This window comes from Actinomycetospora lemnae (genome assembly GCF_028737315.1).
Classification (GTDB): Bacteria; Actinomycetota; Actinomycetes; order Mycobacteriales; family Pseudonocardiaceae; genus Actinomycetospora; species Actinomycetospora lemnae.
In genome coordinates this window covers 144,310-159,754 of sequence record NZ_JAQZAO010000004.1, presented here as the reverse complement: position 1 = coordinate 159,754, position 15,445 = coordinate 144,310, and the positions used below count along the sequence as shown (strand labels likewise).

Here is a 15,445-nt window from a genome sequence, read left to right as displayed (position 1 = left end):
GCGTGGACGCCAGGCTGGTCAACCCCGAGAACGCCAGGCGGCGAGGTCGGCGGCGGAGCGGGTGTTGACGATGCGGTCGAGCGGGACCTCGCACTCCTCGGCGCGCTCGCAGCCGTAGGGCTGCCAGTCGAGCTGGCCGGGGGCGTGGGCGTCGGTGTCGACGACGAACTCGCAGCCCGCCGCGAGGGCCTGGCGCAGCAGGTCCCGCGGCGGGTCGAGGCGCTCGGGGCGGGAGTTGATCTCGACCGCCACGCCGTTCTCGATGCAGGCGTCGAACACCGCCTCGGCGTCGAACGTCGACGGCGGCCGGGTGCCGCGCCCGCCGGTGACGAGGCGGCCGGTGCAGTGCCCGAGCACGTCGACCAGGGGGTGCGACACCCCGGCGATCATGCGCGCGGTCATCAGCTCGCTGGGCGCCCGCAGCTTCGAGTGCACGCTGGCGACGACGAGGTCCAGCTCCTCGAGCAGGTCGTCGGGGGCGTCGATGTCGCCGTCCTCGAGGATGTCGACCTCGATGCCGCGGAGCAGCCGGAACGGCGCGAGCTCCTCGTTCACCTCGCCGATGACGTCGAACTGCCGCCGGCGCCGCTCGGGCGTCAGGCCGTTGGCGACGGTGAGGTTCTCCGAGTGGTCGGTGAGCACCATCCACTCGTGACCGAGGTCGCGGGCGGTGCGGGCCATCTCGAGGATGTCGCTGCCGCCGTCGGACCAGGTCGAGTGCGTGTGGCAGTCGCCGCGCAGGGCAGCGCGGATGGCCGCGCCGCCGGCCACCGGTTCGGTGTGGCGGGCCTCGAGCTCCGCCAGCGTCGCCGACGTCCCGCCGTCGAGGACCTCGGTGACGACGGCGGCCGTCTTCTTGCCCACACCCTTGAGGTCGGTCAGCGTGCCGTTGCCGGCGCGTCTCGCCACGTCGTCGGGGTCGAGCTCGGCCAGCCGTTCCGCCGCCGAGCGGTAGGCCTTCACCCGGTAGGTCTCGGCCCGCTCGCGCTCGAGGTAGAAGGCGACGGCGCGGAGTGCGGCAATCGGGTCACCATCGACGGGGAGGGCGGTCACGTGGTCAGGGATACCCCACCCGAGGCGGCCGTGGGCCACGCCACCACGGACAATCGGTGCCAGCCACAGTGATTTGGGCTGACGTCATGGAGGTGGTCTGCTCGTGCGGGTGACCGGAGTCGGGCACGCGGGAATGCGCTTCGACACCACGGCCGGCAGCGTGCTGTGCGACCCGTGGGTGAACCCGACGTTCTTCGCGTCGTGGGTGCCGTTCCCCGACAACACGCAGCTGGACTGGGACGCGCTGGGGGACTGCGACTACCTCTACGTCTCCCACCTGCACCGCGACCACTTCGACGCCGACAACCTGCGCGACCACGTCTCGAAGGACGCGCGCGTCCTGCTGCCGGACTACCCCACCGACGAGCTCGAGCACGAGCTGCGCGAGCTGGGGTTCAAGCACTTCATCCGCACCGAGACGGGCGTCCCGCAGGAGCTCGACGGCGGCCTGCGGTTCATGATCACGTCGCTGAAGGGCCCGGGTGACGGCCCCATCGGCGACTCCGCGCTCTCACTGGACGACGGCACCGCGCGCATCGTCGACCAGAACGACGCGCACCCGCTGGACATCCCGAAGCTGCTGGAGTTCGGCGCCTACGACGCCCACTTCACGCAGTTCTCCGGCGCGATCTGGTGGCCGATGGTCTACGACCTCCCCAAGGCCGCCAAGCGCGAGTTCGCCCGTCGCAAGCGCATCGGCCAGGAGGACCGGGCCATGCGCTACATCCGCGAGGTCGGCGCGCCGCACATCTTCCCGACCGCCGGACCGCCCTGCTTCCTCGACGACGAGCTGTTCCGGTGGAACGCCCTGGGCTACGAGGGCGTCGAGGGCGAGTCGATCTTCACGGACCAGTGGGAGTTCCTGGAGCGGATGCGGGAGCTCGGGCACTCGGCCGGGAGCGACCAGCAGGGCCACCTGCTGCTGCCCGGCACCACCGCCGAGATCGGTCACGGCACCGTCGAGGACCTCACGCACCCGGTCAGCGACGCCGAGATCGAGACGATCTTCCTCGACAAGGAGCGCTACCTGCGCGACTTCGCCGAGCGCGCGCGACCGGCGATCGAGGCGCAGAAGGCGCGGTGGGCGGCCCCGCAGCCGGACATCCTGCGCCAGCTCAAGGAGTGGATCGAGCCGCTGATGAAGCGGGCCGACCACATGTGCGACGGCATCGGCGGCCCGGTGCGCATGGACCTGCAGGGCATGCCCGAGGACACGCCGGGCGTCGACGAGGACGGCACGCTCTCGCTCGCGTTCGACTTCACCGCCCGCGAGATCCGTGTCTGGAACGGCGAGCAGTGCCGCTACCGCTGGGGCGTGCCGGCGACGCTGGTGCAGACGAACATCGCCACCGGCGAGGTCGACTGGTCGAACTCGCTGTTCCTCTCGGTGCGCTTCTCCGCGACCCGCGTGGGCCAGTACAACGAGTACCTCTACACGTTCTTCAAGTGTCTGTCCGAGGAGCGGATGGACTACGTGGAGAACTGGTACGACGCCCAGAACGACGACGGCCGCGACATCGAGCTCGACGGCTGGCGCGTGCAGGCCCGCTGCCCGCACCTGTCGGCCGACCTGTCGAAGTTCGGCGCCGTCGACGGCGACGTGCTGACCTGCACGCTGCACAACTGGAAGTTCAACCTGAAGACCGGTCGCTGCCTGACGTCCGCGGGCCACGAGATCCGTGCCAGCAGGATCGAGACCGAGAAGCTGGGAGAGTAGAGGTCGTGCTCCGCATCGGTCCCCTCGAGCTGCCGACGCCGGTCGTGCTCGCACCGATGGCGGGCATCACCAACGTCGCGTTCCGGCGCCTCTGCCGCGAGCAGGGCGCCGGGCTCTACGTCTGCGAGATGATCACGGCGCGGGCGCTGGTGGAACGCCACCCCGGCACCGCCGAGATGATCGCGTTCGACGCGGACGAGAAGCCGCGGTCGATGCAGCTCTACGGCGTCGACCCGGTGACGATCGGGCGGGCGGTCGACCGCATCGTCGAGGAGGACCTCGCCGACCACGTCGACCTCAACTTCGGTTGCCCGGTGCCCAAGGTGACCCGGCGCGGCGGCGGCGCCGCGCTGCCCTACAAGCGCCGACTGTTCGCGTCGATCGTGCGCGCCGCTGTCGAGGCCGCGCGCCAGGGCGGGCTGCCGCTGACGGTGAAGATGCGCGTCGGGATCGACGACGACCACGTGACGTTCCTCGACGCCGGCCGCATCGCCGCCGACGAGGGCGCGGCGGCGGTCGCCCTGCACGCGCGCACCGCCTCGCAGCGCTACTCGGGCACCGCCGACTGGGACCGCATCGCCGAGCTCCGCGACGCGCTGCCGGCCACGACGCCGGTGCTGGGCAACGGCGACATCTTCGCGGCCGCCGACGCCGTGGCGATGATGGAGAAGACCGGGTGCGACGGGGTCGTCGTCGGCCGCGGGTGCCTCGGGCGACCGTGGCTGTTCGGCGAGCTCGAGGCGGCGCTGGCCGGGCGCCCGATCCCGACGCCGCCGACGCTCGGCGAGGTCGCGGCGGTGATGCGCCGGCACGTGGAGCTGCTCATCGCCCACCACGGCCACCACAAGGGCGTGCGCGACTCGCGCAAGCACATGTCCTGGTACCTGCACGGGTTCGCGGTCGGCTCGGAGCTGCGCCGCGAGCTCGGGATGATCGACGGGCTGGACCGCCTCGACGAGCTGCTGGCCCGCCTCGACCATGATCTCCCGTTCCCCGCCGACGCCGACGGCCCGCGCGGCCGTCAGGGCTCGCCGGCGCACGTCACGCTGCCCGAGGGCTGGCTCGACGACCCCGAGGACGACACCGTCCCCACGGCCGCCGACGTCATGCACTCCGGCGGCTGACACCCTTCCGAGGCACTACTCTTCGTACTCGGTCCGGCGGGTCACGTCGATCTCACATCACCGGCGGCACGCACGGTCCCCGCAGGACCACCGGCGCGGGCGACTCAAGGTGGGCCGAACGTGTCGGCGCGGGATCCGTCTACGCAGCGTCACCTGCGCCGGACGACTGAAGTTGCCGGCGACGCGGCGAATCAGCGTTACACCGCGGCGGTCCGGGGCGACACTGGAGGTGGACGGAGGTGGTGTGGGTGCGGCTGGCCGGGCTGCTCGGCGGACGCGGGAACGGTGCGGTGACGACCGCCGAGCCGGTGCGCGACGGTGACGTCGCGGCGCCCGAGGCGCCCGTGGTCACACCCGAGGCCGTCGTCACCTGCGGTTTCCCCACCTCCCCGATCGTCGGGCTGGAGACGGTGCCCGCCGACGACCTCTCTCCGGACGGCCGCGCCGACCAGGCGCGGGCCCACGAGGCGGCCGCCGAGGTCCTCGCCGACCGGGGCGACTGGCGCCGCGCGTACCAGCACATGAAGGCCGCCGTCTCGCTCGTGCGCGACGAGCGGACGCTCCCGGCGGGCGTGCCCGATCAGTTACGCGTCGAGGTCGATCGTCTCCGTCGCGAGCGCGCCGAGGCCCGCGAGCAGAGCCGCCGCGACAGCCTCACGGCGACGTGGAACCGGCGCTACCTCGACGAGCGGCTGAGCACGTTGCGTCACGACTCGTCGAACGGTGGCGCGGTGTGCGTCGCCCTCGCCGACGTCGACCACTTCAAGCACGTCAACGACACCCACGGCCACGCGCTCGGCGACGAGGTGCTGCGCCGGCTCGTCGACCTCATGAGCGAGGAGCTGCCGCCGGACGGCTTCTGCGCCCGCTACGGCGGCGAGGAGTTCGCCCTCGTCCTGCCCGGGCTCGAGCCCGCAGAGGCGGTGCGGGTGTGCGAGGAGGCCCGGGCACGCGTCGACGCCCACCCGTGGCACGAGATCGCCGACGACCTGCGGGTGACGGTCAGCGTCGGCGTCGCCTGCCTCGACGCGGCCGACAGCGGGCGTCCCGGCTCCCCCGGGCTCGATGCCGCAGACGCGCTGCTCTACGTCGCCAAGCGCGCGGGACGCAACGCCGTGGCGCACCGGGACGGCGACGGCACCGTGCGTCTCGCCGGCGCGGCCGCGGCTCGTCGGGGCATCGCGGCCGCCGCCCGTCGCGCGTTCCCGACCGGCTGACCGGTCGATCCGCGGGGTGACCGACCGGGTCACTCGTGTCGCCCGGTCGTGTGGCGCCCGCGGTGTCCGTCTTGTGCCCGGGTGTCCGTGTGGCGTAGTGGACCCCGCGCCGAGGGCCCCTGGCTACGCCGTAGTATCCCGCTGCTGACCAGCCCGGACCCTGCCCGGACCACCAGGGGCGACGGCCGGGGGTGCCACCCTCGAGGAGATGCGTGACCGACGACCGCGCCGGTGATCCGGTCCGGGGCCCCGGCCCCGCGACGACCGGTGGCGACGCGGCCCGTCCCTCCGTCTCCGGTCCGGCGTCGGCGCCCTTCCGCATCCCGGTCGCGGCGCCGCACCACGGGCGTCGCCCGACGATGGTGCCGCTGACCCGTCGCCGCGGCCCGCGCCTCGGGCTGCGGCCACCGGGCGCCGCGCTGGTCACGGCGCCCACCGCCACCACCGGGTCGGCCGCGGCCTCGTCGTCGTCCGCACCGGCGGTGCCGAGCACGCCCTCGTCCGGCATCCCGTCGCCGGCGGCGGCCGACCCGCCGTCGACGCGGTCGCCGGCCGACGCCGTGACCCTGCCGCCGGGTCGGGTGGCGGTCCGTCGCGTGCCGACGCGGGTCCGCGAGCCGGGAAGGCGCGCGGGCGAGCAGGACGAGCCGGAGCCGACGGCGGCGGTTCCGACGGCGGCGGTGCCGGCGGGCCCGGCGGCGACGACGGATGCGGCGGGCACCGAGACGGCGGCGGAGGAGAGCGACGCCTCGGTACCCCCGACCCGGCCGGTGCCGCCCCTCGCCCCGCCGGTCCCGCCCGCTGGCGGGGGACGGCCCGTGCCGCCCACGCCGCCCCAGAGGCCCCGCCCGCCCGTGCCCCTGGCGCCCCTGCCGCGCGGCTCCGCGGCCACACCACCGACGGCGTCCGCGCCCGGGGGCTCGCCGCCCGCGGCCCGCCCGCGAACGCCCCCTCCGACGGCGCCCGCTCCGGCAGCCACCACCTCGCCCGCCGGCGACGGCGCCGACCACCGTGCCGACCACCGTGCCGACCACCGTGCCGACCACCGTGCCGACCACGCCGACCACGCCGACCACCGTGCCCCGGTCGGCGCCGGGCCCACCGCGGCACCGGCCTCTGCCGAGCCCCCGGCCGCGCCGGCCGCGCCGGCCGCCCCGGCCGCCTCGGCCGCCCCGGCCGCCTCGGCCGCCGCCCCCGCGGAGGAGCGACGCGCGGTCGCCGCGCCAGCGCGGGAGGCCGACTTCGCGGCGACGTCCGCCGTGCTCGCCGCCGTGGGCTCGCGGTTCGCGACCTGGCGCCGGCGCTGGACCTGGCGCCGCGTGGCCCGGCTGGCCACCGCGATGTGCGCGGTGCTCGTCGTCGTCGTGTGCGGGCTGGGGTGGGGCGCGGCGTCGTGGGTCGAGGCCGCCGTGCGCCAGATCGGCGCGCTCGACCCGAACTCGTCGGCGATCCAGGACGCCGCGGCCCAGGTCGGCGACCAGAACTTCCTCGTCGTCGGCTCCGACACCCGCGCCGGCGCCCCGGCCTCGGAGGACGCCGGCGACACGGCCGACGTCCCGGGCGCCCGCACCGACACGATCATGGTCGTCCACGTCCCCGAGGACCGCTCGGGCGTGATCGTCGTGTCGTTCCCGCGCGACCTGGAGATCACCCGTCCGGCCTGCGAGCGCTGGGACCCGATCACGGGCGCCTACACGCCCCAGGTGCTCCCACCCGCGCCGCGCGTCAAGCTCAACTCGGCGTACGCCGCCGGCGGGCCGCGCTGCGTGACCCGCGCGGTGCAGGAGCTCTCGGGCCTGGCGATCAACCGGTTCCTCGGCGTCGACTTCCAGGGCTTCCAGGGCATGGTCGACGCGGTGCGCGGCGTGCCGATCTGCACGGAGCGCCCGGTGCGCGACTCGGTGCTCGGCCCGATCGTCCCCCAGGCCGGCCCGACCGTGCTCTCCGGCCAGCAGGCGCTCGACTACGTCCGCGCCCGTCACGTGGAGGGCGATCCGTCCAGCGACTACGGGCGCATCCAGCGCCAGCAGCGGTTCCTCGGCGCCCTGCTCCGGTCGGTGCTCTCGGCGGGCACGCTCCTCGACCCGGGCCGCCTCGAGGGTCTCGTCGCGGCGGTGTCGCGCTCGACGTTCGGGGAGAACATCGGTTCCGACCAGCTGCTCACGCTGACCCAGTCGCTCGGCAGCCTCGACCCGCGCACGGTCACCTTCGTCACCGTGCCCACCACCGGCATCGCCAACGACCGTGGCAACGAGGTGCTGCGGCCCGGCGAGGAGCGCGCGCTGTTCTCGGCGATCATCGAGGACCGCCCGCTGCCCGGCGCCCCCGGCGCGCCTGCCGGCCCGACCGCGCCCGCGCCGGCCCCGGCGGACGTGCGCCTCGTCGACGCGCGGTCGCCGGTCCAGGAGAGCAGCTCCGACGACGAGGACTCCGAGGACTCCGAGGACTCCGACGACGGCGATGCCGAGCAGGAAGGGCCGTCGGCCTCGTCGATCGCGGAGCGCATCCGCAGCGCGGGCTTCGGCGTCGTCACCGACGACAGCGGCTCCTCGGCGACCGGCACCGGCGGCACCACCATCCGCTACTCCCCCGACCAGGCCCTCGCCGCGCAGACGCTCGCCGCCGCCGTCCCCGGCGCGACGCTCGACCCGAGCGCGTCCGGCCCCGGCACCCTGACGCTCGTCCTCGGGGACGACTTCGACGGCCGCGTCCGGTCCGGGGAGGGCCCGCGGGGCACGGCGCCGTCGGCGCCCGTGAACCCGACCATCACCGCCGCCGACGCCTCCTGCGCGTAGGACCGACATCACGCCCCTGACGAGGCGTTTTCGAGATCGCGTTCATCCCCGGTTCACGCTGCGGTCGGATGAGCGACGGCGGCTCCGCGTAGGTTGCGCGGTATGCGCACGGCCTATCACGAGAAGCTCGATGCCCTGTCCGGGGAGCTGGCCGAGATGTCCCTCATGGCCGGCGAGGCCATGAAGAAGGCGACGAGTGCCCTCCTCGAGGGCGACCTCGACCTCGCCGAGGAGGTCATCTCCGACGACACCAAGATCGACGCCCTGCGCAGCGCGGCGGAGGAGCAGGCGTTCGGCCTCCTCGCGCTCCAGGCGCCGGTCGCGGGCGACCTGCGGTCGGTCATCGCCGCGATCCACTCCGCCGGCGACCTCGAGCGGATGGGCGACCTCGCCCTCCACGTCGCCAAGGCGGCCCGTCGCCGTCACCCGCAGAAGGTGCTGCCCGAGGACGTCGCCCCCTACTTCGCCGAGATGGGCCGCGTGGCCCTCGACCTCGCGCAGGACGCCCGCCAGGTCATCCTCACCCGCGACGTCGAGCTCGCCTTCACCATGGAGTCCGACGACGACGCCATGGACGACCTGCACCGCCACCTGTTCACTCTGCTGCTGAGCAAGGACTGGCCGAACGGGGTCGCCCCGGCGATCGACGTGACGCTGCTGGGCCGCTTCTACGAGCGGTTCGCCGACCACGCCGTGGCCGTGGCCCGCCGCGTCGTCTACATGGTCACCGGCAAGATGCCCAACACCCCCGAGGCCTGAGCGCCCGCACACGACGAAGGCCCCTCCCACCGGTCGGCGGGAGGGGCCTTCGCCGTCTCGTCGGGCTCAGCCGAAGCGGCCCGAGATGTAGTCCTCGGTGGCCTGCTGGGTGGGGTTCGAGAAGATCTTCTCGGTGTCGTCGATCTCGACCAGGTGGCCCGGCTTGCCGGTGGCCTCGAGGTTGAAGAACCCGGTCTGGTCGCTCACCCGCGCCGCCTGCTGCATGTTGTGGGTGACGATGACGATCGTGTACTCCTTCTTGAGGTCCGCGATGAGGTCCTCGATCGCCAGCGTGGAGATCGGGTCGAGGGCCGAGCACGGCTCGTCCATGAGGAGCACGTCGGGCTGCACCGCGATCGCGCGGGCGATGCAGAGGCGCTGCTGCTGACCGCCGGAGAGGCCGCCGCCCGGCTTGTCGAGCCGGTCCTTGACCTCCTTCCAGAGGTTCGCGCCGCGCAGCGAGGCCTCGCAGACCTCGTCGAGCTTCTTCTTGTCCCGCACGCCCTGGAGCTTCAGGCCCGCGACGACGTTGTCCCGCACCGACATCGTCGGGAACGGGTTCGGCATCTGGAACACCATGCCGATCGTGCGGCGCACGGCGACGGCGTCGGTGCCGCGGTCGTAGATGTTCTCGCCGTCGAGGAGGATCTCCCCCTCCACGCGCGCCCCGGCGATCTCCTCGTGCATGCGGTTGAGCGTGCGCAGCACGGTGGACTTGCCACAGCCCGACGGGCCGATGAAGGCCGTGACACTGCGCGGGATCACCGTCAGGTTGACGTTCTGCACGGCGTGGAAGGCGCCGTAGTAGATGTCGACGTCCTTGAGGTCGATGCGCTTGGCCATCGCTGTCCTGTCCGCCCGTTCTTCTACTTGGGGATCGCGGAGAAGCGCGAGAGCAGGCTCGCACCCACCTGGAAGATCATGATGATGATGATCAGGGTCAGCGCCGCGCCCCAGATGCGGTACTGGCCGGCCGCCTCGGGGTTCGACAGCTCGCTGTACATGAGCAGCGGCAGCGACGCCATGTTGCCCTGGAAGGGGTCGTAGTTGATCGCCCGCGAGTACCCGACCAGCACGAGCACCGGCGCGGTCTCCCCCATGATGCGCGCGATCGCCAGCATCACGCCGGTGACGGTGCCGGAGAAGGCGGTCGGCAGGACGATCCGCAGGATCGTCTTCCACTTCGGGATCCCGAGCGCGTAGGCGGACTCGCGCAGCCGGTCGGGCACCAGCCGCAGCATCTCCTCGGTGTTGCGGATGACCACCGGGAGCATCAGCAGCACGAGGGCCAGCGACACCATGAAGGCGCTCTGCGGCGCCCCGAGGATCGAGATGAACGCAGCGAAGACGAACAGCGCCGCGACGATCGACGGGACGCCGGCGAGGATGTCGACCATGAAACTGGTGGTGCGGGCGAGCGCGCCGCGGCCGTACTCGACGAGGTAGATCGCGGCGAGGATGCCGATCGGCACCGCGATCACCGTCGCGATGAGCGCCTGGATCAGCGTGCCGTAGATGGCGTGGTAGACGCCGCCCTCGTACTCCTCGGGCAGGATCCCCGACAGCGAGGTGCCCCACCAGTCCGCGGAGAAGAGGGCGGGCGCGCCGCGCGAGACCACCGTGACGAGCACCCACACCAGGGGCACGACGGCGATGAGGAACGCGAGGCTCACGAGCACCGTGGCGACGTTGTCCTTGATCCGCCGGCTCAGGCTGATCCGCCGCGTGGGCGGCTCGGAGGCGGGCCGCTCGAGGTCGGCCCCGGTCACGGTGGACATCAGCCGTTCACCTTCCCGCCGGCGATGACACGCGCCAGCGCGTTGACGACGAAGGTCAGGACGAAGAGCACGAGGCCGGCGGAGATGTAGGCGCCGGTCGGCAGTGGCTGGCTGAACTCCGAGGCCGCCGAGGCGATCAGCGAGGCGAAGGTGTAACCGCCGTCGAAGAGGCTGAACGTCATCGGCGAGGTCGAGGCGCGGATGACGATGAGGACCGCGATGGTCTCGCCGAGCGCGCGGCCGAGGCCGAGCATCGAGCCCGCGATGTAGCCGCTGCGCCCGTAGGGCAGCGTGGCCATCCGGATGACCTCCCAGCGCGTCGCCCCCAGGGCCTTCGCGGCCTCGATCTGGAAGCGCGGCGTCTGGGCGAAGACCTCGCGGCTGACCGCCGTGATGATCGGCAGGATCATCACGGCGAGGACGACGCCGCCGGTGAAGATCGTGCCGGAGAGGACCGGGAGGTTGCCGGTGCGGAAGAGGAAGATCCAGCCGAGGTTGGTGTTCAGCCACCGCGCGATCGGCTCGATCGCGGGCGCCAGCACGAGGATGCCCCAGAGGCCGTAGATGATCGACGGTACGGCGGCGAGCAGGTCGACGACGTACGCGAAGGGCCGGGAGAGCTGCTTGGGCGCGTAGTTCGTGAGGAACAGCGCGACGCCGAGCGCGACCGGCATGGCGAGCACGAGCGCGAACACCGACGAGAACACCGTGACCAGGAACAGGTCGCGGATGCCGAACGACAGGTTGTTCGCGTCGCCCGTGCTGAACTCGGGCGAGGTGAAGAAGTTGGCGTTGTTCGCCATCAGCGACGGCACGGCCTGGATCAGCAGGAACAGGCCGATCAGCGCGATGGCCGCGACGACGAGGACACCGGAGCCGGAGGCGAGGAAGCGGAAGACCGACTCGCCGCGACGGCTCGACGGGGCCCGCCGCGGGGTGGACTCGGGCACGGGGCTCGACGAGGGGACGATCGGGTCCTCCTCGCCCTCGGAGCCGGGAGCTCGTTGCTCGATGCGCTCGCTCACGCTCGCATACCCTTCTCGGTTCGGTGAGAGCGACAGGGCCGCGACCCGCCGGGATCGCCGGCGGGCCGCGGCCGCGACGTCACTGGATCGCGTTGACGGCCGTGGTCAGCCGCTGCTTGAAGCGATCGGGGACCGGCACGTAACCGGCCTCCGGCAGGCCCTGCTGGGCCTCCGGCGACAGCGCCGTGGTCAGGAAGCCCCGCACGGCCTGGCCGGTCGGATCGTCCTGGTAGTTCGAGCAGACGATCTCGTAGGTCGCCAGCACGATCGGGTACGCGTTCGGCGTCCGCGTGGTGTAGATGCTGTTGAGGTCCAGCTCGAGGTCGTTGCCCTGGCCGGTGACCGCGACGTCGTTGATCGCGTTGCCGACGTTCTCGGCCGTCAGCGGCACCGGCTGCCCGCCACCGCTGTTCACGACCTGGGCGACGCCCAGCCCGGCGCGGGTGGCGAAGGACGACTCGACGTAGGTGATCGAGTTCGGGGTGTTGCGGGTCGCGTCGGCGACACCCTGGCTGCCCCGGGCGCCGGCACCGACGCCGCCCTGGAAGGTCTGCTCGGCCTCCTTGCCGTAGGCGCCGTTCGAGGCAGCCACGAGGTACTTCTGGAAGTTCTCGGTGGTGCCCGACTCGTCGGAACGGAAGTTGACGATGATCGGGGCGGCCGGGAGCTGCTTGCCCGGGTTCAGCGCGGCGATCGCCGGGTCGTTCCAGGTGGTGATCTGGCCGTTGAAGATGCGGGCGATCGCCGTCCCGTCGAGCGCCAGGTCCGGCACACCGGCCAGGTTGTAGGCGATCGCGACCGGGCCGAAGACCATCGGCAGGTTCCACGCGGGCGACGCGCAGCGCTGCTGGGCGCGCTGGGCCTCGTCGTCCTTGAGCGCCGAGTCCGACCCGGCGAAGTCCGTCTGACCGCCGAGGAACTCGTTGCGGCCCGCGCCCGACCCACTGGGGGTGTAGGCGACGGTCTGGCCCTCGCAGGCCTGCTCGAACGCGGTGACGAAACGCGTCATGGCGTTCGCCTGCGCCGACGAGCCGCTGGCCCGCAGGTTCTGCTTGCCACCGCAGGCCGCGGCGTTGGCTCCACCCTGCTCGCCGCCGCCACCGGCATTGTCGCTGCCGCAGGCGCTGAACAGGAGCGCTCCGGCGGCGACCAGACCGATCGCCGCTGCGCGCCGCTGATACCTCACAGGGATCCTCCGAGTCTGGGTCGTGCCCACCGCGACCGGTGTGGACTGCCGTGGGCGCTCGCGGCGCCGCGGTCGACGCCGGACGCGGACCCTAAGGAGACCGGGGGAACGCCCGGAGCTGCGCGTATGAACGCGAGGTGAACAGGGTCGTTGACGAGAGCATCATCACGCCCTGAGCAGCCGTATCAGCGCTGGTAGGAGACGTCCACCGCGTCGCGCTCGAAGCCCAGGCCCCGGTATGTGGCGATGGCCGCAGCGTTGTCGCCCTCGACGTAGAGGATGGTCGTGCGCAGGCCGAGGCCGGCCAGGTGGTGCAGGCCGGCGAGCGTGAGGGCCTTGCCGAGGCCGCGGCCCTGGGCCGACGGGTCGACGCCGACGACGTAGACCTCGCCCAGCGGCTCGGGCACGGTCGCGGACACCGCGTGGACCTTCGTGAAGTGGAAGCCGAGGAGCTCCTCGGTGGCCGTGTCCCACGCCAGCAGGACGCCGGCGGCGTCGAACCACGGCTCCGCCTCGATCTCGGCGACGGCGGCGGTCGTCCACCCGCCCTGCTCGGGGTGCCAGGAGAACGCGCGGTTGTTCACCGCGACGACGGCGTCCTCGTCCCGGCCGACCCGCAGCGGGTGGATGGCCACGCCGGCGGGCACGACGAGCTCGGGCAGCGGCGGGGCCTCGTGACCGGGGGCGGGCCGGCGCATCCGCCAGAGCTCGCGGACGCGGCGGCGCCCGACCCGTGCGGCCAGGCGCGCGGCACCCGGGTGGTCGCCGTGCGCCCAGAACCGCGCAGCCGGGGCCTCCTCGACGACGGCGTCCACGAGCGCCGCCCCGACGCCCTCGCGACGCCGCGCGGGGACGACGGCGAGCTCGGCGACCGGGTCGTCGGGGTGCTCGGTGTCCAGCAGGGCGTGGCCGACGAGGCCGCCGCCGTCGCTGCTGTCGTCGTGCACGAGCAGGTGGCGCGTGGTCGGGCGGCCGCCGCCGGTGCCCAGGGCCGCGATGTCGCGACGGGCGGGCTCGGCGTAGGCGTCCACGCCGTCGGCCGTCGCCACCGCGTCGACGAGGGCGCGCACGGCGTCGGCGTCCGCCTCGCTGGGCGCCCCCGCGATCCACCGGCTGGTCAGCACGCCGCCGACGGTAGCGGGCCCGCCCGCCGTCGTGCGGGCCCGCTCCGGGACGCTCACCGCCCGGGTCTACCGACCGCGGGCCCAGGCGGCGGGCCGGACGACCCGCGCCTCGTCCCACGACCCGGTCGACCGCGGCACCGGGGTGGCCGGCGTGCGGGAGGTCGCCGGCGTCGGGGAGGGCGCGGTGGGCCCGCCGGAGCCGTCCTCCTCGTCGGGCTCGGCGCGCTCGGCGCCCGCCTCGTCGCCCGCGACGGCCCGGGAGGTGCCGAGGACGCCGCGCACCGGGCGGACGAACTTGTACCCGACGTTGCGGACGGTGCCGATGAGCTGCTCGTGCTCGGAGCCGAGCTTGGCCCGCAGGCGACGGACGTGGACGTCGACGGTGCGGGTGCCGCCGAAGAAGTCGTAGCCCCAGACCTCCTGCAGCAGCTGGGCCCGGGTGAAGACCCGGCCGGCGTGCTGGGCGAGGTACTTGAGGAGCTCGAACTCCTTGTAGGTGAGGTCGAGCGGGCGCCCGCGCAGGCGTGCGGTGTAGGTGGACTCGTCGATGACCAGCTCGCCCAGCACCAGCGCGCCCTCCGCGCCCGCGCCGTCGGAGGCTCGCCGGGCCCGCAGCAGGCGCAGGCGGGCGTCGATCTCCGCCGGGCCGGCACCGGGCAGCAGGACCTCGTCGACACCCCACTCGAGGGACACGGCGACGAGCCCACCCTCGGTGAGCACGGCGATGACCGGCACGTCGAGGCCGGTGGAGCCCAGCAGGCGGCAGAGGCTGCGGGCGGCGGCGAGGTCGTGGCGGGCGTCGACCAGCACGGCGTCGTGCGGGCCGGCATCGAGCAGGGCCGCGACCTCGGGGGCCGCGGTCCGGAGTCCGTGGGGTAGCAGGGCCAGCGACGGCAACACTGACGTCGGCTCGGGGTCGGCGGTGAGCAGCAGCAGCTCCACGCGTTTCTCCCTCCGCGATCGTGGGGAGGACGATAGACCAGTTCACCGCGCCGTCACCCGCCCGCGCGTTCCACGTCACGCCGGCGCCCGGCGCGTCGGCGTCCACCACCCCCGGGCTACGCTGCGCGAACAGCGCGCAGGGTCCGCAATGGCCCTCGGGGGGCCGTCGGGAGGATGGGTGTCGAGCTGGGTGCTCGTGGCCGGGATGGCGGCCCTCGTCGTGGTGCTCCTCGCCGGTCTCGTGCTCGTGGTGCTGCGCGGGCGGCGCCGCCGGGTCCCCGCCGACGCCGCTGATCCCCTCCCCGTCGACGACCCCGGACCCGAGGGCACCCGCCGCGACCTGCGGCCCGTGGCGCCCCGCCCCGGGACCTCGGTCGGCGGCGTGCTGCCGCGCGACCTCGCCGCCCCGCCCGGCGGCCTCGCCCTCCTGCAGCTCTCCTCGCAGTTCTGCGCCGACTGCCGGGCCACGCGCGCCGTGCTCACCGACGTGGCCTCGGAGCACCCGGGCGTCACGGTCCGGGAGGTCGACGTGGCCGTGCGCCCGGAGCTGGTCCGGCTGCTGGGCATCCGCCGCACGCCGACCACGCTCGTCGTCGACCCTGCGGGCGTGGAGCTGGCGCGCACCGTCGGCGTCCCCCGCCGGGCCGACCTGCTCGGCACGCTGGCGCCGTTGCGCCGCACGGGCTGACCTCGGGGATCGGACGGGTGACATCACCCTCGGCCGG

The 15,445-nt window shown here is 73.6% G+C and carries 13 protein-coding genes; 6 read left to right on the top strand and 7 right to left on the bottom strand.

The features are described from left to right. Positions 1-18 precede the first annotated feature (18 nt). Positions 19-1,053 carry a PHP domain-containing protein gene (locus PGB27_RS10240; protein ID WP_274200268.1) on the bottom strand — a complete coding sequence of 345 codons (1,035 nt, stop codon included), beginning with the start codon at positions 1,051-1,053 and terminating at the stop codon, positions 19-21. Between the two features lie 103 nt (positions 1,054-1,156). Between PGB27_RS10240 and PGB27_RS10235 the strand changes: the two genes are divergently transcribed. The 5 genes from PGB27_RS10235 (at position 1,157) to phoU (ending at position 8,665) form a co-directional block, all read left to right on the top strand. Further along, a complete protein-coding gene (locus tag PGB27_RS10235; RefSeq protein WP_274200267.1) occupies positions 1,157-2,770 on the top strand; it encodes a Rieske 2Fe-2S domain-containing protein in 1,614 nt (537 codons plus the stop codon). A 5-nt stretch (positions 2,771-2,775) separates the two neighbouring features. Continuing rightward, on the top strand, positions 2,776-3,894 hold the full coding sequence (gene dusB, locus PGB27_RS10230) for a tRNA dihydrouridine synthase DusB (RefSeq protein ID WP_274200266.1): 1,119 nt from the start codon (positions 2,776-2,778) through the stop codon (positions 3,892-3,894). A 239-nt stretch (positions 3,895-4,133) separates the two neighbouring features. Next, on the top strand, positions 4,134-5,111 hold the full coding sequence (locus PGB27_RS10225; RefSeq protein WP_274200265.1) for a GGDEF domain-containing protein: 978 nt from the start codon (positions 4,134-4,136) through the stop codon (positions 5,109-5,111). A 212-nt stretch (positions 5,112-5,323) separates the two neighbouring features. Then, positions 5,324-7,906, top strand: a complete 2,583-nt coding sequence (locus tag PGB27_RS10220; RefSeq protein ID WP_274200264.1) for an LCP family protein — start codon at positions 5,324-5,326, stop codon at positions 7,904-7,906. A gap of 102 nt (positions 7,907-8,008) precedes the next feature. After that, positions 8,009-8,665 (top strand): phosphate signaling complex protein PhoU, encoded by a 657-nt coding sequence (gene phoU, locus PGB27_RS10215; RefSeq protein ID WP_274200263.1) that lies wholly within the window; start codon positions 8,009-8,011, stop codon positions 8,663-8,665. A gap of 66 nt (positions 8,666-8,731) precedes the next feature. Here phoU and pstB read toward each other — a convergent pair whose 3' ends face one another. The 6 genes from pstB to PGB27_RS10185 all read right to left on the bottom strand — a co-directional run bounded on the left by pstB (position 8,732) and on the right by PGB27_RS10185 (position 14,720). Next, entirely contained in the window at positions 8,732-9,508 is a 777-nt protein-coding gene (pstB, locus tag PGB27_RS10210) for a phosphate ABC transporter ATP-binding protein PstB (protein ID WP_274200262.1), read from the bottom strand. 23 nt (positions 9,509-9,531) lie between these two features. Continuing rightward, on the bottom strand, positions 9,532-10,443 hold the full coding sequence (gene pstA, locus PGB27_RS10205) for a phosphate ABC transporter permease PstA (protein ID WP_274200261.1): 912 nt from the start codon (positions 10,441-10,443) through the stop codon (positions 9,532-9,534). Further along, positions 10,443-11,393, bottom strand: a complete 951-nt coding sequence (pstC, locus tag PGB27_RS10200; protein WP_274200606.1) for a phosphate ABC transporter permease subunit PstC — start codon at positions 11,391-11,393, stop codon at positions 10,443-10,445. The genes pstA and pstC overlap by 1 nt, the downstream gene beginning before the upstream one ends. Positions 11,394-11,547: 154 nt before the next feature. Continuing rightward, positions 11,548-12,654 (bottom strand): phosphate ABC transporter substrate-binding protein PstS, encoded by a 1,107-nt coding sequence (gene pstS / locus PGB27_RS10195; protein ID WP_274200260.1) that lies wholly within the window; start codon positions 12,652-12,654, stop codon positions 11,548-11,550. Positions 12,655-12,839: 185 nt separating this feature from the next. After that, complete coding sequence (mshD, locus tag PGB27_RS10190; RefSeq protein ID WP_274200259.1) at positions 12,840-13,778, bottom strand: mycothiol synthase; 939 nt, start codon at positions 13,776-13,778, stop codon at positions 12,840-12,842. Positions 13,779-13,844: 66 nt separating this feature from the next. Continuing rightward, positions 13,845-14,720, bottom strand: coding sequence for a winged helix-turn-helix transcriptional regulator (locus PGB27_RS10185; RefSeq protein WP_274200258.1), 876 nt, complete (start codon positions 14,718-14,720; stop codon positions 13,845-13,847). 178 nt (positions 14,721-14,898) lie between these two features. Between PGB27_RS10185 and PGB27_RS10180 the strand changes: the two genes are divergently transcribed. Further along, positions 14,899-15,408 (top strand): TlpA family protein disulfide reductase, encoded by a 510-nt coding sequence (locus PGB27_RS10180; protein WP_274200257.1) that lies wholly within the window; start codon positions 14,899-14,901, stop codon positions 15,406-15,408. The last annotated feature ends 37 nt before the right edge of the window (positions 15,409-15,445 follow it).

Coding starts and splice junctions, on each gene's coding strand:
- phoU (WP_274200263.1), top strand. CDS start 8,009: ATGCGCACGGCCTATCACGAGAAGCTCGATGCCCTGTCCGGGGAGCTG.
- pstB (WP_274200262.1), bottom strand. CDS start 9,508: ATGGCCAAGCGCATCGACCTCAAGGACGTCGACATCTACTACGGCGCC.
- pstA (WP_274200261.1), bottom strand. CDS start 10,443: ATGTCCACCGTGACCGGGGCCGACCTCGAGCGGCCCGCCTCCGAGCCG.